This is a genomic window from Marisediminitalea alba, from assembly GCF_002993365.1.
Taxonomy (GTDB): domain Bacteria; phylum Pseudomonadota; class Gammaproteobacteria; order Enterobacterales; family Alteromonadaceae; genus Alteromonas; species Alteromonas alba.
The window spans coordinates 1-19,185 of the sequence record NZ_PVNP01000216.1 but is presented as its reverse complement, the minus strand read 5'-3'; the positions used below and the strand labels follow the sequence as shown (position 1 = coordinate 19,185).

Genomic DNA, 19,185 nt, shown 5'->3' with positions numbered 1-19,185 from the left:
AAATTAGAGAAAGACAGTGTGTTGTGTAGTGATGGCTATAAGCCCTACATAGCTCTTTCTGAGAAAAATGATTTAATACACAAGCGCTTAGATGTGGCAGGAGGAATTAAGGTGATAGATAAAGTCTTTCACATTCAAAATGTTAACGCCTATCACAGCCGTCTGAAAGCGTGGATAAAACGGTTTCACGGAGTAGCCACAAAATACTTGGAACACTACCTGGGTTGGTTCAGGTTTATGGATAATCCAGAAAACCTTAACGAAAACAGGCTCTTTTCGATTCAACAACAGTTAATCCGAACATAGCCATGAAAATTAAAACCAACGCCATTAGCAAAGCCCCGTTAACCAAGCACCTAACCATCGACAGCGATAAACGCGTGTTGGTGGTGGGCGATCTGGATGGTGACTACAGCCGGCTCAAAACCCAGCTTAACAAGGTAAACTTTAATCCCGATGAAGATACCTTAATTAGCCTGGGCGATATTATCGACCGCGGCCCCGACAGCCCGCATCTGGTGGCTTACTTACACCAAATTGGTGCCCATGTGGTGTTAGGCAACCACGAACATATGATGCTCGAAGCCTTAATGAGCCGCGATACCTTTGCTCTGAGGCTGTGGACTCAAAACGGCGGCAAATGGCATAGCACCGCACCATTTCAAACCCTGGTGAACATGTGTAAATGGTTTTTACGCCAACCGCTGTCGATCACCCTGGACTACCAGGGCCATACCATTGGCATTTCGCACACGTTACCGCCCACCTGGAGCTGGACTACCATGCCGGGCAATACCGAAGCCTGCGTAGCCCCCCTGCTCTGGGACAGAGAGCGCTTTACCAAACGCAAACACAAGGTAAACCACGGCGTAGACTTTTCGGTGCATGGCCACAACTCAACCCAAACCCCCATCTGGATTGGCAATTCCCTGCATATCGATACCAGTTACTACGGCCACCCCACGGTGATCAACCTGGCTGAGACAATTGAAACGTTTAAGCAACTACCAAATATTTAATCTTACTTAAAAGCCACAGATTTATTTGTTATCACTTTTTGGTCATAATTATTTGTAACGATTGTGGATAAGAATTTGCATATAAGGCTGCAAACACCGGCATAAATAGCAATCATAAGATTTTTGGTGCAATTTAGTGCCAACAATAGGCATAATATGTTCCAATGTAGTGCACACAATAAACCAGTGGTAGTGTAAAGGAATATGGTGGAAAGCGATAAAGCACCGAGCACGGCCGACCCGGCTCTAAACAGTTTACTTAAGCGCATGCCGCCAGAAGTAGCTCAAAGCTTTACGGATGAACAGCTTTCTCACCTGCATAGTGCGTTAGGCGCACGCAGTTGGAAAAAGCATTCACTGGACATACGTTCAACCTTCCCCGTACCTTTTGCCAAAAGCAGAGTTTATTTTGTACTGCTGATGGGCCGTAACCGCAGAGAGCTAACCCGAAGAGAAAAGCAAATCTCTGCCTTTACTTTCGCTTTATTTGTGGCCGCGTTTATAGGTGTTTCAACCTTATTTGGATTGCTAGTGCTGTATTTAATAAAGTCAGCATTGGGTATTAATTTATTTAAAGGCTTTTCCCTGGGAATCTGGGGGTGGTTTAAGGATTTATGGAAGTAATGGGAATGCGTAACTCAACTATATTTTTATTATCAACCTTAGCAATAGCAGTGCTGAGTTCAAACGCCGTTGCACAATCAGACGAAAAACCCGGATTATTTGCCACAGCCGATGCATCAATAGTGCACGATGACAATATTTATCGTGTAATCGATGATCTAGCCCAATCTGATACCTACTTACGTCTTCGGCCTGAATTAGCAGCCGTTGGTGGGCTAGGCAAGCATCGTTTTCAATTATCCTACAATGGTGATTACGCTAAGTTTTCAGACCAGTCCGATGCAGATTACACAGATCATGATTTACGCGGAAGAATAGATTTCGACCATACATTGCGATTTAGTTCACAATTTGAAGCAGGTTATCAAAAAGAACATGAAGAGCCGGGCACACTTAATCGTGTTCAATTAGACGTAACTGAATACAACAAATATGATCAGAATTTTGTATTAGCAGGTTTAGCTTATGGCTCGGAAGAAGCTATCGGTCGACTAGCGGTGAATTATCGCAGAACAGACAAAGACTACACAAATAACGAGTTAGACTTTTTAGACTATTTGGGTAACCAGTTTACAGGACGTTTTACCTACAGGGTTGCACCGAACACCAGGGTATATGCTGAAGCCATTATTTCCGATCTAGACTACACCCCAGGAATAAACTTTGAATTGGATAACACATACAAACGCTACCGTGCTGGTGTAACCTGGGATTTTACCGGTAAGCTCACAGGTGATATCAATATTGGTTATCAGGATAGGGATTACGACTTAGATACCATTCAGGATATCGATGGCTTGGCTTACGATGGTGAGATCACCTGGGCACTAAACACATACACAAGAGTAATTGTCGCAGCGAATCGCGAATCCATTGATTCATCCTTGGAAGAAGCCGGCGGTTTTTTAAGAACTACCTATGGTTTATCTATTAACCACGAGCTTACAGAACGATTAAAGCTAATAGCGGATGCCGGATATTCGAATGACGAACTGGTTTTTAGCTCAAACCGGGAAGATAAACGTTATGCCTATCAATTTGGCTTAGAGTATGAGTTACTCCGCAACGTAGCGCTGGCGGTCGACTATACATATGAAGAAAGGGATTCAACGTTAGCAATTGCTGATTACAAAGCTAACATTTTTGGTTTAAATGTAATCGTTGCATTGGAAGATTAATAATATGAATACTTACCTACGTTTGATAAACAAATCTTCTAGCACTTTGCTATTTGGGATATTTAGCCTATTAGCACTCGTTAATATCGCCATTGCTCAGGACCTTCAACATTACAAGCTAAGTGCCGACGATGTGATTAGTATTACCGTATTTGATGAGCCAGATTTAAGTTTGAAAGAAGCTCGGGTTTCCAGCACAGGCACTATTGCCATGCCACTAATTGGCCAGATTAGCATAAAAGGACTAAGTGTTTCCGAAGCAGAAAAGCTCATTTATAACGCCTATTTAGGCGATTACCTTAAAAAGCCTGACATCACCATCACCATCGTCGAATACCGCCAGTTTTACGTGAATGGCGAAGTGGACAAACCCGGCGGTTACAGTTATCGGGAGGGCATGACGGTTCAACGTGCCATTACCCTGGCTGGAGGTTTTACTGAGCGAGCGTCACGCAGCAATATTAAACTCATTAGAGAAAACGGTAACGGTATCTCAATCGATGCAAGCCTTACCACAACAGTGCAACCCGGTGACGTAATAACCGTTGAAGAAAGCTTCTTCTAATAGGACGTAATGAAATGCAGTTAATGGACTCTTCTCACACATGGCAAACAAAGCAAGATACTATTGATATTAGTCAGTACATTAGGATCTTGAAACGAAGAAAATGGACAATCATCCTTGTTACATTCCTCAGCTTGGTTTTAGGAGTCTATTACCTAAGTAAAGCTACACCAATTTACCAAGCTTCAGCAAAAATTCAGGCGGATCCTGTTCAACCAAACGCAACTGCGCAAGATCAGTACATTATGAACTCCATGGTGTTTCTATTTTATGAAACACAATACGAGATAATCCAGTCGCGAAAAGTAGCTGAAACAGTTGTTGATAAACTCGATCTGGTAAATAAATATAAAATTGAGTTAGAAGAATTAAAAGCTGAAGGTGGAAACAAAGGCTTATTAGACCCTTTAAAGACTTTTATCAAAGGCTTTATTACAGATGAAGAAGAACAAAAATCTGGCCCCATTGAATTGACTGATAACCAGTTGAGAACGATGCTAGCGCAAGGTATACAAGCTGGACTTAGCGTTTCAGGTGGCACACAAAGCCAGATAATAAATATTAGTTATCAGAGTGAAGACCCACTTATTGCAGCCGACATAGTTAACGCAATTAGTGAGTCTTATATCGAATTTGGTTTAGAAGCGCGCTTGAGCCAGATAAAGGACACTGCCGAATGGTTGAGCGAGCAATTAGAAGAGCTCCGAGTAACTCTACAAGAGTCAGAAGATAAGCTCAGAAACTTTAGGTTGTCACAGAACTTAATGGACACTGAGCAACAACAAAGAATCGCCAACACACAACTACAAACTCTCAATACCGAGCTTGTACGGGCTCAAACACAATTGTCACAGGCCAAAGATCTATATTCCCAAATAACGCAACTTGAACGTGAGGGAGGCGATTACCGCTCCTTAGGACCGGTGTTACAAAGCAATACAATAAGAGACTTAGTGCGTGAAGAAAGCACCCTGAGCCGCAAAGTACAAGAACTTAGTGAGCGCTATGGCGAAAAGCACCCTAAGATGATTGCTGCCCGTTCTGACCTAGCCAGCGCACAAGCTAACCTCGACAGAGAAGCCGCTAAGATAGTAGAGAGCATTAAGAAAGACTACCGCTCTGCACAAGTACAAGAACAAAATATAAAGCGCCTCATATCAGAAACACGTGAAGGACTTCAGTCATACCAAGGTGATAGTTTCGAACTTACCCGCTTAGAACGCGAGGTTGAAAATAACCGCCGTATCTACGAAAGCTTCCTGGGTAAATTAATGGAGGCTGATGTATCGGGTGACTATGATGCTTCGAATATAAGAATTATCGACAATGCAACCATCCCCGAGTACCCTGTAAAACCGCGCGGTGCCCTCATAATTGCTGCTAGTCTTGTTTTTGGTGCATTCTTCGGCGTTGTATTTGCGTTTGCAAGAGAACTAATGGGCAACGTATTCAGAACTCCAGACCAACTTGAACAAGAATTGTCTTTACCTTCACTGGGTATAACCCCATTAGTTAAGAAGAAAAAAGGCAACGTGGCCCCAGAGAAACAATACATTGCAGATCAACGTAGTACGTTTGCCGAGGCTATCAATACAATTAGAACAGGTTTAGTGTTCTCTAATATAGATAACCCTCCTAAAACAATTCTGATTACTTCAACTAACGGTTCTGAAGGTAAAACCACATTGGCAATCAACCTGGCCGTTGCGTTAAGTCAAATGGACAAAACCTTGTTAATCGAAATGGACTTACGCAAACCAGCTGTAAGCCGAGATTTAGGCATTAAAGCAGATATGGGGCTTAGTGACCTTCTGAGTGGGAAAACAGATACCAACGTATTTCACCAGGTTGAAGGGGCTCCAAATCTAAGCGTAATTACTTGCGGAACAATTCCACCCAATCCAATGGAGTTAATCTCTAGCAAACGATTTGCAAATCTTCTGCAATCATTGCGCGAACGTTTCACACATATTGTAATTGATAGCCCACCAACACTCCCAGTTAGTGATTCATGTGTACTGGCAAAAATGGTAGACGCAACAATAGTAGCGGTCAAAGCAGAAGAAACAAAAATAAGAATGGCTAAAGAAACCATAACTCGCCTTAATAAGGTACATGCTACAATTACTGGTGTTGTTCTTACTCAAGCGTCACCACAAAAAATGAGTTATTATGGTGAGCATTATTATCAAGACAATTATTATGGCGTAATCAAAGAATAAAAAATTTCGAAATACGAACGAAAATAAAAACAGTTACTTTAGCAAAACTAACAGGTTAGAAATAAGCAAAATTAGGCAACAAAAGGCTTTAATTCAATGGAAAAAGAAGAAAGAGTTAGGCGCCTATTAGTACTAAATGAAGTAAAAAAAGTCTGTACGTATTTAGATTTAAAAGGGATTAAGTTCTTAGTAATTAAAGGGCTCCCTTTTTCAAAGATTATATACAACGATGAATTAGATAGAAAATTTTGTGATATTGATATTTTTATTTCGAATAGGGACTTAGAAAAAACAAAAACGGCCCTTGAAAAACTATCATATAGTAATATTAGGGGATGGGTACCTCGTGAAATTTCTAAGCAAGTTACTTATAGAAAAAAAATTCACTCAGTGAATGTTGATATAGACTTACACTATGAATTAACGCAGTTTAGAACGATAAATAGAGTGTTTACATTTGATAGTTTGTTTCAAAGATCAATCGAATTCGAAATAGACGATGTAACTACACAAACATTTTGCCATGAAGACTCTTACATTTTTTCAAAATATCACCTCCAACTAGAAATATACAGAGGAAATAAAGAGACTAAAAAGTGGGAGGAAGATGTACAAAAGCTTTCAAAGCACATAAATACTGACAAAATAAAATATGAAAAAAGTTTCATAAACTTTATAAAAAAATTGAAAAAAAACGATAGCAAATATTCAACATTAAAATACTTTTATCTTCGATTTAAAGAGTCTGATAATAAACTAATATTTATAAAAGAAACTATCATACCTCCCAAACAAGAGTTAAAATATACGAATAAATATAGAAGCAGATTACACAGAATTCTATTCATCAGGAAATGAAAATGTTATCAAATATAATTGGTAAATACCTCAAGGAGGAGTTAATTTTAATTTATACTCCAGGTAAAGTTGGCTCCTCAACATTAGAGGATTCAATACCAGGGTCAATTCATACCCACACTCTATATGATAACCCACCAAACCCTCCGCATTGGCAACTAGATTACTATACTCCTTTCCAGAAGTTTAAATTTAAAATCAAGCAGTTTATTCGTAGAAGAATGATAAAGCACTCAAAAAAAATAATAATTATTTCAGTTATTAGAGAACCAATATCCAGAAATCATTCAATGTTTTTTCAGGCACTACCTTTTTGGTTAGCTAAAACATCATCCAATTTGTCAAAAGACCGAATGAGTCCACGAGAAGAAGGTTTTGAATTTTTACATCATGCGTTTCAAAAGAATTTCAACCACCTTTACATCTGCGAATGGTTTGATAAAGAGATTAAAAGATTTACAGGCATAGATATTTATCAGCACGAAGAAACAGATAAGGGCTTTTACCAAGTGAGAAAAGGAAAAATACATTTACTTGTTGTAAAACTGGAGGATCTGGAAAGAAACATACATTATATTGAATACGCAACAGGAAAAAAAATAACTATCAGTGAAAAGAATACTGGTTCAAAAAAATGGTATTCTGAAATTTATAAAAAATTTAAAGAAAGTTTTAAACTCGATACTGAAACTTTTGCGAAAATTACAAGCTCAAACTACTATAAAAAGTTTTATGAAAAACAATAAAACTAGAGCTTTAAAAGCACTAGTGATCAAAGGCTTCGCTGCGGTATCATCATTGGTATCAACAATGTTGATAATTCAAAGCTTCTCACCCCAAATTAGTTCCAGCGCTTTAACAACGCTGAGCTTAATGTTTGTTGCAAGTGTAATTTTGAGATTTGGTTCTGACCAAATGATTGTAAGGAAGACTGCGCGCTTCAATAATGACTCAGGTAAAACTTTCGCAAAATATATAAACCTATTGGTAGTCTTAGTATCAATAGCAACATTCACAATTGCAATCATTATTAATAACTTACTAGAATCAAAAATATCCGACTTAACAATATTCTACATATTTGCAAGCACCTGTTTTTATTCTCTAACTCAGGTCAATAGTTATTATCTTCAGGGAAAAAACAAAATCAGCTTGCATCTTTTTTTCTTAAACTTAGGTTTTAATGTATTACTGAGTTTCTACCTAAAATCAACCAGCTTTTTAAAGCCTAACATCGAATATTCTTACGAAAATTTTGCTGCAACTTTGACTATTACATGTATAACCTTATACATTTTTTCTTTGATAAATTGTAGATTGTTTTTTCCTAGAAATATATCAAGATTGAGAATTGAGCGAACAATTAAAATAAATTCCAATTATCATTTATTTTCGTCGATACAAATAATCCTTGTGTGGCTACCTCAACTTGGTCTCTATTTTCTTGGAAACAGTGGAGAAGTAGCTGAATTTACTTTAATGCATAGGATTTCATTAATTGTTGGATTCGTCTTGATTTCGGTTACTTCAATATATACACCAATTTTTGCTAACAACATAAAAAATAACAATAAGAACGAATTAGAGAAAAATGCTCACAACCTTATTGTGATGTCTACCACCGCGTCTTTATTTTTCTGTGTATCTTTAGTTTTTACAATAGGATATTTTTTCAAGTTATTAGATTATAGTGATTACCTCAGGTACGATATTTTAATAATTTTATTCTTTGGGCAAATAATAAACTCAGCGACTGGCCCTTCACTAAAGCTACTACAAATGGGAAATGAAATTAGAACAGCAAGAAAAATACAAACTGGTGTTTTTCTGTTCGCTTTGATAGCGACTCTTCCATTAATAATTACATTGAATTCAATCGGAGCAGCATTACTGTGCTGTATGATAGTGTCAGTGGCTAATATAATGTATTCGATATATGCGCTTAAAATATATAATATATGGCCGTACTATATAGGAAAATACAAGAAAAAATGAGCTTAAACCGAATTGGGTAAAATTGTAAAATCAAAAATTGAGTAGGTGAATTTTATCTGTGGTCTGATTAATATTAGTCGTAAGCTGATTTAGATTCGCATGAACATACAAGGGTCCAACCAAATTGTCACCTACTATAAGGCCAGTTTGCTCTACAAAAATTGAGTGTAACCATATCCTAATATTTTGACCAGCAAAAACACGTACCCCATCTCCATAGCCTGTCGTAATGTCTAGATGTATGTCAATACCTCTTGGAGATTTGCTATTAAGTTCATCTAAGCTGATAGCTGCTGAATCGATCTCATTGGCATTAGCTCTGGCGTTTGCAAAGCTAACATTCGTAACATCTCCTTTTATGGCAAGAAGATCAGCTCCATAGTCCTTTCTCTCCTCCTTCCCATGGAGCATTAAACTATAAAAATAAAGTCGTCTAATAGGAATATTATCATTAAAATTCTGTATAACCAGCCCAGGTCCATTAGGCCAAATAATCTTCAGACTATAAAAATCGATTTGATTCGAAGCATCTCCAACTCCATCACTTTGAATAGTCATACTTGCATTTTTTCTATTTCCACACTGCCTTATTGTCAAATTACTAATGACACTTTCCCTTAAATAAGCAGTTTTCCTAACTTTGCAAATGCCACAAACAAATGCGCCTAATGAAAAGTGATGAATATATACGTTTTGAATTATAACGTTATCGTTTCGATCACAAAATTTTAAGCATCCCGCTTCTATATTTTTAGAGTTACTTACAAAGCCTACGTTCTGTATAGTTACGCCTGATACTTCATCATCAAACTTAATTGAGTTATTTTCTTTCTTCCAGCCTGAAGCAACAAAGCCTGTGTCTATGAACTCTAAAAGCCAACCATCAAAGTTATTATCAGTTCGTAATATAGATTTTGTCGGTCCATCGCCTTTAATTGTTAATGCTCGATGAAATGGTCCTAAAGGTATATTCACCAAGTACTCACCCGTTGGAATATAAATAGGTTTGTTAAACTTGTCTGCACAATAAAACAAAAGAGCAATCGAGTTAGTCTTTCCTTCGGAATGCCCAAAGTGATTTGGTTCGAATTGTGACGGTAATTGTTCGAGTTTTAATGCTAATTGAGTTTCGCTCAATTCAATGTAGTTGAACCCAGGAACGCTACCTGATTCGTTATGCAATGTAGTCCGCAATACGACTTTAAAATCAAGGTTACGAGCACCAACTCTTACGGAATCTGCTACATGAAGCTTAGACTTATTAGCTTCGAGTTCATCCAAATTTTCAAAAAAGTGATAAATAGGAGCTCGACCTTCCACCACAGGTTTACAACTAATTGAGGCAAGACTAGCAAGAGCCATGACTTTTAATATGTTTCGACGTTTCAATTCACTATGTCTCATGATTTTATTTTTCTAGAGTTAAGATGTAGGTGACTTTTAGCCTTCTTAATTCCGTAGCATTGCATGAAAGATTAAATATGCAAAATATGAAGTGTGTATATCTCCATATAATAACTACCAATAAAACTGCCCCCCGATACCTTTTGCTGAATCCACTCTAGGGAAACTGCGAATAAGTCCTGCAATTTAGTTATTGAACCAGCCTTTGCATTCGCCGACTAAATTTTTAACGCTATATTCTCAATTTAGGCCTGATTTCGGCCTTATTCCGGGTTATTCCCGGATTTCAGACAGATCTTGGCTGTTGCCCTAGTATTCTTTGATTCTTAGTTATATTTCATTTCTAAGAGAAGCGAATCTTGGATTTCGCAAAATATAAGAGAATAAATACTGGTATATATTTCAAGAAAATTGTTTGTATAAATCCAGGATCGATACCCTGTCCCAAAGCAAATACAGAAAAGATTACTATTGTATAATCAACAAACAAGGATTTATTACAATACGAATCAAGGAAAGCTGCTATGATCCCTGTTAACGCTGCGCCAAAGAACACATAAAGCCAGGAGCCATTAACAAACCAATCCCCAACTGCTGTTATGGGCCAACCATTATTTTTGTCTCTCTCATATACTTGCCGGAACCATAAACCTACATTATGGGTTAGGGGCTTATCTTTCCATAGGAAACGTGGAACCCAGGCCAATAATCCATTGTAAAAATCTTCACCATCTCTAAATGCAAAACGTTTTCCAACATCCCTCGACGCCAAAACCAAACCGTCATATTCTGATAAATGCATAGATAATGATAATGCTGTTATTGGGCCCATAGCTTCTAGAGAGTTGACCTCATGGCCTATAGCTTCAGAATGTAAATCTTCCCTTGCTAATCGTAAACCGTTGGCAATAACAAACAAAAGAACTGTTGATAAAAACAGAGTCTTAATGTTGATGCGTTGAAATCTTGAAAAATAAAGCACTCCAAGCATAAATATAAAGAATCCTATCGTAGTCCTATTGCCCCAAAAGAAAATAAAAAGCCCATTAACTGAAATAAGCATTACAGAAATTACAACATAGTACTTTGCGCCAATAAGCTTCGAATTCAAAAATAGATATCCAGTCAATATTAAAGCCCAAGCGCTGAATTCTCTAAAGACATACAGGCCTTTCATAGACTTTTCAATTTTCACTTGGTATAAAAATTCACTTAAACTTCCAAACTTCAATATGAAAAACGAGGTTACCATTACTCCGAGCAAAGTCATAAAGGCGGTTAAAAAGAACAAATAATTCAAATTCACAAAGTTAACGTTATACGGTTTTCTTTCCACTTTACTCAAAAATATTTTTTCAAAATAGCTTTGAGTTAAAAACAAGACCCCTACCCATAACATAACAATTAAATTTGCTCTTGCAATATCTCCGTAAAAATCATATTGAAATTCGTAAAATGGAATAGGTACATCTAGCCCTAAAAATATGAACACAGGTCTAATTGAAAGATAGTAAAGTGAGAAAAAATAAAGAAAAAAGCTTCCATATTTAGCACTTTTAAAACTTCTCATAAAGAGAACAACTAATACAGATGTGTACGCAAACCAAGATATCAAGGATATTATAAACATAACTTACTTATATAATTTTTCCAAGGATTCAGTTAAATCAAATATAGAGTAACTATTGGAATAGTTTTCAACTAGATTATTTCTTATTTTCTGAAGTCCGAATTTAGTACTGTACTTTAATAAGTGCTGTAAATTTAAAGCTACTGGCTTCGATAAAGCTTTATAATAATCACAATCATCTAGATGTTCAGATAAGCCACCTTTTCCGGAGTGGAATACCGGGCACCCGCAGTTCAATGCTTCCAAAGCGACTAATCCAAACCCTTCCCATCTAGAAGGCATGATCAGAGCATCACAGGCCTTCATATACTGCATAACTTCGAGTTTTGGTTTCCAGCCTAAGTGAATTATCCTTTTGTCAGAACTTACCATTTCTAACTGTTTTAGATCATTGTTAACTACAAAGTCGCCAATACAGTAAACTCTGAAATCTTCCGACCGGGTAGCTGCTATAGCCTCTAACAGTAAATCGAAGCCTTTCTGTTTATCAAACCTTCCAACAAACAAGAAGTTTTTAGTATCTTGGCTTATTTCCGCAGCAGCTAATGTTACGGGAACTTCTTTAATTGTATTTTTGACTAAAGTCAGTTTATTTTGATTCAAACCACATTTTTTTGCGACTTGCAGATCGTGTTTACTTATACAAACTATTCTGTCTGTTTTGTGTGATAGCAGTTTTTCAATGAATATTATTGCTTTCTTTGTCTTCTCACTACACTCCCTGTCAAATGCCCAGCCATGACTGCAATAAATAACTTTGTAGGGGCGCTTTAGTGTAAAAAACAAACCTAGTCGAAACCAAAAGCCAGCAAACGTGCTATGTATATGAACCACCGTTGGCCTAAACTCTTTAACGTCTTTTTGATAAGACACGAGCATTCTTAGTTGCGTTACCAAAGATTTGCGATTCACTTCGTCAAAATAAGTTAAATTCTGTGATGGTATGGAAATTTCCTCTTTTTGAGAGTGAGGAACAACCAAATGAACACAATCACTTCCATACTTTTCTATCTGGCATGGTACTAATTCATTTAAGTACGTTGCTATTCCACCGGTAACTGATTCACATATATGCAAAACACGCATTAATATACTTCCGCAAGCGTCTCAAAATAAACGCGTTCTGAATACAAAGCTGCAACCCTATCACGCGCTTTTTGACCCATTTTTTCGCACAGGTCAGGATGCTTAGCATAGTAGCTTAGCGTTTCAATCAGAGCGGCATCATCATTATACTCAATCAATGCACCAACATCTTTTGTGACGACTTCAACATTAGAACCAGAGAAAGTAGAAATAATAGGTAGACTTGAAGACATGGCTTCTACAATAACGTAAGGCATTCCTTCGTAGGCAGAGTTTAAAACAAAAACATCAGCACATGAGTAATAATCCTGCACGTTACTTTTCTTGCCTAAAAATAATGTATTAGGGCCAGCCGAAGCTAATACTTTATCGTAATATTCTTGATGTGAGCCGTGATCTCCGATATGGACCAGGTAGCAGTTTTTCAAATTGGCCCGTTTAAACGACTCTACTAGTTGTATTACCCCTTTTCTGGGTTCTATGTAGCACACAGATAGGAAAACAAATGCACCTTTTGGTATTTGCAAGTCTCTGCGAATTTGTTGCGCCTTAATCTCATTAAATTTGTACTTTTCCGTGTTAACGGGATTCGGAATACAAAGCACTTTATCTAAAGCTTCGAAGTCTTCTCCAAATTCACGTTTACAATAACCCTCTGTACCATGAACGATGATTTTATCTGCAATAGACTTTACCAATGAGAAAGCGATTTTTACCGGTGTTTGGCTAATCTGAAAGCGAATGACTATCTTTGATTTGGAAAAAAGTTTGATCAATATAAGAAATAACAGATAGTAAACAGCACTGCGGTAATTGTTAACTACCAAAACATCATAGTCTTTGCGAACAGAAAAAAAGCACTTGAAGTTATAGAAAAACAAAGCAAGGGCATTAAACATTCCGTTAATACCTTTGATGTTTTTCTTACCATAGCGATTGAGAAAACCTGGAAGGCCTATTAGCGTGACATTAGCACCAGCCTCTTTTATATGCCCTTCAATCTCTCCGCTTTCACCGAGCAATACATCAACACTTGCGTTTTGAGCCTGAACATAATGCTCAATCCAATTTCTTAGATTAACTGCACTTCCATAATACAGACCAGAGCGCTCTACAGCTAAAATTCTCATACTTCCTTGACCATTTTTAAGGACTGATTGAAATCCTCGGCGAGATCTAATCTTAACCTCTCTTTAACCTGCCCCTCCTGCTCATTCGCAGTATTATCCGGTTTTTTCTTATTCAGAGAGTTGTATATGGGCCTAATAAGCTCTTTTAATTTTTCATTTTTAATTCTAACGCCAATTTTTTCTTTAACTTTGTTCAGCGTTCTGTTTCTCACAATTGCAGTTTCATTTTTGTGGGAAAAATCAAAATTATCATAAATAGTTTGGTCAATACCAAGCCACTCACAAATGTCACGCATCAAAGCTTTTTTATCGTTTTTTAGAGCTCTAAAGTCATAAACACGGACGTTTTCCACGCCAAGTATTGCTATCCATTTTTCTATAAACCTATGGTATATGGACTGTTCGATAACGGCCGACAACTGATTAATACCACCAAAACTATTGCCGTTTTCAACTTCGGATATAAATTCGTCAAAGCTTAAACCGGCAGGTAAAACAGTTCTGGTGTCTCTAAAATATTTGAATGTTGAATAGATTCTTTGTGATGGCTCTCTTATAAAGAATAAGGCCTTACATGGATGTGCCTGCGCATACTCTAACGCGCTATTTTGATAAATAGTGAGTGTAGTGCCATCAACGATATACTTATTTTCTTGCTTAAATAACTTTGCGTAGCCTTCCTCTCGCTGATCTTGCCAATTGGACTTCTCATTGAACTTCCAGTCGGCTTTATCTACTAAGTAAAAAAGCTCTTTATCTACACCGCCACTAATATCCGGATGACTAACTAACCAGTCATACACTGAAGTGGTACCACATTTTGGAGCACCTGCTAAAAATAAGTTCGGTAATATGTTTTTAGTAGACATTCTTCCCCACGAATCCTCTAAACAAGGTAAAAATCACAATTTTAAAATCCATCCAGATACTCCAATTCCGGATATATTCCAGATCGTACTTAATGCGCATTTCCATTTTTTCGACGGTGTCAGTTTCGCCGCGCCAGCCGTTTACCTGCGCCCAACCAGTGATGCCTGGCTTCATTTTATGGCGTAACATGTAGTAAGCCACTTTTTTTCTGTATTCTTCGTTGTGGCTTACGGCGTGGGGTCTTGGGCCCACTACAGACATAGTGCCTTGCAATACATTAAAGAACTGTGGGAGCTCGTCCAGGCTGGTGCGTCTTAAAAATGCTCCAAAGGGGGTTATACGTGGATCGCCTTTGGTTGCTTGTTTTACCACCTCGCCGTTATCCATTACCCGCATAGAGCGGAACTTCCACACTTTGATTTTTTTGCCATCCATGCCGTAGCGGTCTTGCTTAAAGAGCACTGGCCCTTTAGAGGTAAGCTTTATGCCTAATGCTATGCACAGCATAGGAATAGCAATAACAGCTAAGATTGATAATGATAGGAATACGTCTTCCATACGTTTCATGATGGAATAACCACCACGCATTGGACTATCGTATACGCTGATGGTTTGTACCTCGCCTACGTGGCCCATACGGGAATGCAGTAGGTTGAACGTAAATACGTCGGGCACTATGTGTACGTCTACCGTAGTGTCGCCCAGTGCTTTTAAAATGTTTTCTATGCGTTCTTTATTGGTGAGTGGCAGCGCAACAAACAGAATCTCTAATTTGCCCTGCTGGGCCATTTTAACGCCTTCAGCAATGCCGCCTTCGAGTCTGTCGATGTATTTATGGTCGAGTCGAACAGGATCCCGCTCATCAAACACCGCAGTAAGCTTATAGCCACTTTCGGGATAGTTGATTATTTCGTTGGCTAGGTCGATACCCCGTTTGGTAAGCCCAATAATGCCTACTGAGCGCGTGTTGTAGCCTTTTCTGCGGATAGAAATAAGGAACTGGCGGAAAACACCGCGCCAGGCACACAGCAGTATTGCTGTACTTACCATCCATAAACCCAATACCACTCGTGAGAAGTATTCGGTTTGTTTGGTAAAGAATAAAAATATAAACAGTGGGAATAGCGTTAATGCCCAGCTACAAACGGTATAAAACACCATTTCTTTAAACGAGCCGTTTCGCCAGGAACGGTACAATACAAAGAGTTCGGCAAAGAACAGGTAGGCCATGTTAGAAACCAGACCCAATACAAAATATTTTATGTCGAATTTTTCGAGATATAAGTAAGAAGCAGCAATTAAGCAGATTTGAATTATGAAAATATCAATCAGTCGATAGATAAAGGCAAACTGATTGAGGTTGTTACGGATAAATCCGCCATTTTCGTTCATTGAATCCCATCCTTTGGCAATGACCAGGTACTACAAGACTGTTTTCCGGTGAAGGTAATTATAGTATTTGGTTTAAATGACATTACCGTTACTCACCATTATGGTGCATTCGCACCAACCTGCAACTATACCGTATTTTCATACAAATCACAGGGGGTGAAAACCCTTTGTTTGGATTTGTTGGTGTATACGATGTTTTATTGCCCGTTTAACTTTTTGGTTGTTTTACCAGGGTACAGGATTTTTATTATTTGCTTCTTATCGAGCAAAGGCGGTGCCAGTTTTTGTTGCGGGTTTGTTATTTGTATTTGGTTGGGAGGTTTTTGTTTGAATGAAGGTTGATTGGTGGTTGTTTTAGGTTAGTCAGGGGGTTTGGGAGTTCCCCGCTTAAGAGCGTGCGGGGATGACAGAGGGGGTGCATGTTGGGATGACAGAGGGGGTGCGTGCGGGGATGACAGGTTAATTTTGGTTGTTTATTAGTTTATCTATCTGGTTGGCGATGTTTGGGAGGTTTTCCAGGCCGCTGGGATAGCTTACTTTGTAAAAGGGGATGCTTTGCAGTAGTTCGGCGAGTGCTTGTATGCGCTGTTTTTCGATGCCCAGTGCGCGGTAGGCATCGCCTAGCATGCTATTTTGCATAAGGATAATGAGCGCAGCGCTGGGAGCAATGCGGGTAAGTGTTACCTGATCGCTTTCTGCGGAATCGGTTGGTTCAGTGCGGTTTAGGTAGTACATCGCTTTTACGGGTGTTGGTGCATGGGTACGTTGTGGCGCAAAGCTGATTTCCTGTTTGGCGAAGCGCTGGTGCACTTTTTTTTGTTGTACTGCCTGGTTGGTTAACTGGCTTTTGAGTAACTCGGCGCTGTCGGGCCATAAGCGTACTTTTGCCCAGCTGGGGTATACCTGGTATTGCATTGGTTGCTGCGCGGTTTGGTAAAGCGCTGCCATGTCATCGGTGGTAAGGGTGTAACCTAATGTGGTGAGTAGTGCCGTAAGGGTGGATTTACCGGTGCGGCTGGGCGCTAAAAACAGGTGGGCCTGTTGGTTTTTTACTAGGGTATTGGCGTGCAAACACAAGTGGCCGTTAAGCTCCAGAAACAGGGAAATGCCCATGGTTTGTAAATAATGGGCTGGCCCGGTGCCGCCGGGTTGCCAGTCGATGGTGAGCGAGTTCTGGTTAAGCTCGAATACGCCCTGCCCTTCGCATTGCACGGCTAACTGCCAGCGCTCTGTCGCTTGCGTGAGGGTGATCAGCGACTGGTAACGTTCGCCTTCATCCACCAGTTGCCATACCGCTTCGTTCTGGGGCTCCGGTGTGATCTGTGCAAACTGCGCGTTAAGCTGATGCGGTGTGGTGCCTTGAGTGCCATCAAAGGTAAGTGTTACGCCATGTAACGGATTGCGACTCAGGGCAATCAGTTCTTGTTGGGGATCCGTTTCCATGCTCTGGGTGACTACAACTGCCTGTAAAGATAGCTAAAGCATGCTTGAGAACGTGGTGTGTGTAAAGCACATATAAAAAAATGCCCCGAAAATGGGGCAAACATACACCTATGACGTTTGGTTTACCCCTGAAAAGGATTGCGCTTGGTCTGGCCGCCTTGTTCGTCTGGCACGCTGCCAGCAAATCCCTGGGTTAATACCGATAAACTGCCTGCGTGTTCCAGCACGGGCTTTTTGTACTGCTTTGTTGCAGTGGGTTGGGTTGTTTGTATCATCGTTTTCAACATGGTTTGTTTAATTAAGTTGGTACTTAACGCTACTAGAAGTTGACTGCTATTGAGTTATCGCTGTGAATAGTAACGTATTTTTCTACATACGTTTTTGGATACGCTGACGGACGCTTTGCCAGGCACATTACTGATTGTCAGGCAATAAATCATCAGGGCATAACTCGCTCAACGCCCTGGGTAACACTTGGGTATCAAACACTTTAAAACCGAGTTGGTTTGTTGTACGTATTTTTTTGGGGCGATGGCATTCTTTGGTAATGTTACTACATATAACGTAATCACCGTCAACTTCCTCTCGGCTGGTTACAATCCAGGGCAAGTAACACATACCAGGCTCCACAGTAAGGATAACTTCGGTGGTAACACCCCCGGGACGTGTTTGCGGTCCGTATTGATAAAGCAACCGGTGTTCGCCAGGCGGAAGTTTGTAGCCTGGGATCACAGGTGCAAATACATTTGTGGCTTCACCATTTATTTTTAACACCACGTAACGCAATCCCTGCCCGATATTCCCACTGGCTGAGATATAACCGTAAGTATTACTGGTGGGTTGCCCGTCTGGGGTGTGAGTGACTGTCATACAGCCAGTTATAGCAATAATAATCAGGAGGATAAGTGTTGTTTTCATGCTCTGTTCCATGAGTTATGAAAATTAGTGTAGTTCGTAAACGATTACTTCAGATGTTTTAAGCAATATTAACACTGTAGTGCAGATGGCAAGTTGTATTATTTTGGTTTGTGTTAGCCAACAACTCAGCAAAATAAAAGCATTCCCAACGCTGTAAAAAAAGTAAACACTTACGGCTCAGTTTATGATTAGAGTGGCTTACACAGCTAAAGCGGTGATTAAGCGTTATCCGTTGAGGTTTGAAGACTCAAAATTGATTCAGGATCGAGTAGGAGGCGGGATTACTCCCGCCGTCCTCTCACACCACCGGGCATACGGTTCCGTACCACGGCGGTTCCTGTCTGTATTGACCATAGCCAATACCTGAGTCTGTTTCGTGCATCGTGTCGCCGCTTTACCGTTTAGAACTCCGCAAACACCGCCCAGGTTTCCGACCCTTCTTGTATATTTGTCCCGGAGCAATGATTCTTCATTGCCTTGTGTTCCGATAACGCGAGAGCACGCGTGACTTGCCGCTCGTGACAGGTTCAGCCCTTCGTGCTATTGGTTTACTAGCACTACTACGGCGTCTGCTGACTTCTGATATCCCATCCCTACACCTCACGATGCGGGTAGCTCTTTAGCAAAATATCAGACCTCCCGGGGTAATTCGCGCGACCTTCCTGCTTATGCCTGTCGGCTCTACGTTGCTGCATTCCGTGCAAGTACCGGGCTTTAGCGATAATGGCCACCTCACCCTACAACAACGCCTAAACCGCTTCCTGTTCGTCAGGCCAGCATTTTGCCTTCGGCTTCCTTCAGATTTCACCTCACGATGAACACCCTTGCCGTTCGGCTAGCACTTCCCCTTG

The 19,185-nt window shown here is 39.6% G+C and carries 18 protein-coding genes; 9 read left to right on the top strand and 9 right to left on the bottom strand.

What is annotated here, in order from left to right; translation table 11 throughout:
* The 9 genes from C6Y40_RS23805 to C6Y40_RS23765 all read left to right on the top strand — a co-directional run.
* Positions 1 to 306 (top strand): IS1595 family transposase (locus C6Y40_RS23805; protein WP_146129497.1); only part of this gene is annotated, 306 nt, incomplete at its 5' end.
* Between the two features lie 2 nt (positions 307 to 308).
* Positions 309 to 1,019: a metallophosphoesterase gene (locus C6Y40_RS23800; protein ID WP_105936880.1), complete on the top strand. Its 711-nt coding sequence runs from the start codon at positions 309 to 311 to the stop codon at positions 1,017 to 1,019.
* Between the two features lie 204 nt (positions 1,020 to 1,223).
* Positions 1,224 to 1,643 (top strand): 3-phosphoshikimate 1-carboxyvinyltransferase, encoded by a 420-nt coding sequence (locus C6Y40_RS23795; protein WP_105936879.1) that lies wholly within the window; start codon positions 1,224 to 1,226, stop codon positions 1,641 to 1,643.
* Positions 1,643 to 2,821, top strand: a complete 1,179-nt coding sequence (locus C6Y40_RS23790; RefSeq protein ID WP_205664818.1) for an outer membrane beta-barrel protein — start codon at positions 1,643 to 1,645, stop codon at positions 2,819 to 2,821. The genes C6Y40_RS23795 and C6Y40_RS23790 overlap by 1 nt, the downstream gene beginning before the upstream one ends.
* 4 nt (positions 2,822 to 2,825) lie before the next feature.
* The gene (locus C6Y40_RS23785) at positions 2,826 to 3,386 is read left to right on the top strand and encodes a polysaccharide biosynthesis/export family protein (RefSeq protein WP_105936877.1); all 561 of its coding nucleotides are present in this window, start codon (positions 2,826 to 2,828) and stop codon (positions 3,384 to 3,386) included.
* Positions 3,387 to 3,400: 14 nt separating this feature from the next.
* Positions 3,401 to 5,608 (top strand): GumC family protein, encoded by a 2,208-nt coding sequence (locus C6Y40_RS23780; RefSeq protein ID WP_105936876.1) that lies wholly within the window; start codon positions 3,401 to 3,403, stop codon positions 5,606 to 5,608.
* A gap of 96 nt (positions 5,609 to 5,704) precedes the next feature.
* Positions 5,705 to 6,466 carry a nucleotidyltransferase family protein gene (locus C6Y40_RS23775; protein ID WP_105936875.1) on the top strand — a complete coding sequence of 254 codons (762 nt, stop codon included), beginning with the start codon at positions 5,705 to 5,707 and terminating at the stop codon, positions 6,464 to 6,466.
* Positions 6,467 to 6,468: 2 nt separating this feature from the next.
* Positions 6,469 to 7,212 (top strand): putative capsular polysaccharide synthesis family protein, encoded by a 744-nt coding sequence (locus tag C6Y40_RS23770; RefSeq protein WP_170308577.1) that lies wholly within the window; start codon positions 6,469 to 6,471, stop codon positions 7,210 to 7,212.
* Entirely contained in the window at positions 7,199 to 8,461 is a 1,263-nt protein-coding gene (locus C6Y40_RS23765) for a lipopolysaccharide biosynthesis protein (protein WP_146129640.1), read from the top strand. Before C6Y40_RS23770 ends, C6Y40_RS23765 begins: the two co-directional genes overlap by 14 nt.
* 30 nt (positions 8,462 to 8,491) lie before the next feature.
* Here the strand turns inward: C6Y40_RS23765 and C6Y40_RS23760 are convergent, their stop codons facing one another.
* The 9 genes from C6Y40_RS23760 to C6Y40_RS23720 all read right to left on the bottom strand — a co-directional run bounded on the left by C6Y40_RS23760 (position 8,492) and on the right by C6Y40_RS23720 (position 18,334).
* Positions 8,492 to 9,865 carry a hypothetical protein gene (locus C6Y40_RS23760; protein WP_105936872.1) on the bottom strand — a complete coding sequence of 458 codons (1,374 nt, stop codon included), beginning with the start codon at positions 9,863 to 9,865 and terminating at the stop codon, positions 8,492 to 8,494.
* A gap of 343 nt (positions 9,866 to 10,208) precedes the next feature.
* Positions 10,209 to 11,435 carry an oligosaccharide repeat unit polymerase gene (locus tag C6Y40_RS23755; protein ID WP_146129639.1) on the bottom strand — a complete coding sequence of 409 codons (1,227 nt, stop codon included), beginning with the start codon at positions 11,433 to 11,435 and terminating at the stop codon, positions 10,209 to 10,211.
* Positions 11,436 to 11,498: 63 nt separating this feature from the next.
* Positions 11,499 to 12,581 carry a glycosyltransferase family 4 protein gene (locus C6Y40_RS23750; RefSeq protein ID WP_105936870.1) on the bottom strand — a complete coding sequence of 361 codons (1,083 nt, stop codon included), beginning with the start codon at positions 12,579 to 12,581 and terminating at the stop codon, positions 11,499 to 11,501.
* On the bottom strand, positions 12,581 to 13,711 hold the full coding sequence (locus tag C6Y40_RS23745) for a glycosyltransferase family 4 protein (protein WP_105936869.1): 1,131 nt from the start codon (positions 13,709 to 13,711) through the stop codon (positions 12,581 to 12,583). The genes C6Y40_RS23750 and C6Y40_RS23745 overlap by 1 nt, the downstream gene beginning before the upstream one ends.
* Positions 13,708 to 14,580, bottom strand: coding sequence for a sulfotransferase domain-containing protein (locus tag C6Y40_RS23740; protein WP_105936868.1), 873 nt, complete (start codon positions 14,578 to 14,580; stop codon positions 13,708 to 13,710). The genes C6Y40_RS23745 and C6Y40_RS23740 overlap by 4 nt, the downstream gene beginning before the upstream one ends.
* Positions 14,570 to 15,973, bottom strand: coding sequence for an undecaprenyl-phosphate glucose phosphotransferase (locus C6Y40_RS23735; protein ID WP_105936867.1), 1,404 nt, complete (start codon positions 15,971 to 15,973; stop codon positions 14,570 to 14,572). Before C6Y40_RS23735 ends, C6Y40_RS23740 begins: the two co-directional genes overlap by 11 nt.
* A gap of 459 nt (positions 15,974 to 16,432) precedes the next feature.
* A complete protein-coding gene (locus C6Y40_RS23730; protein ID WP_105936866.1) occupies positions 16,433 to 17,416 on the bottom strand; it encodes a hypothetical protein in 984 nt (327 codons plus the stop codon).
* A 122-nt stretch (positions 17,417 to 17,538) separates the two neighbouring features.
* Positions 17,539 to 17,691, bottom strand: coding sequence for a putative RiPP precursor (locus C6Y40_RS23725; protein ID WP_105936881.1), 153 nt, complete (start codon positions 17,689 to 17,691; stop codon positions 17,539 to 17,541).
* Positions 17,692 to 17,830: 139 nt separating this feature from the next.
* Positions 17,831 to 18,334 (bottom strand): hypothetical protein, encoded by a 504-nt coding sequence (locus C6Y40_RS23720; RefSeq protein ID WP_105936865.1) that lies wholly within the window; start codon positions 18,332 to 18,334, stop codon positions 17,831 to 17,833.
* Positions 18,335 to 19,185 lie beyond the last annotated feature (851 nt).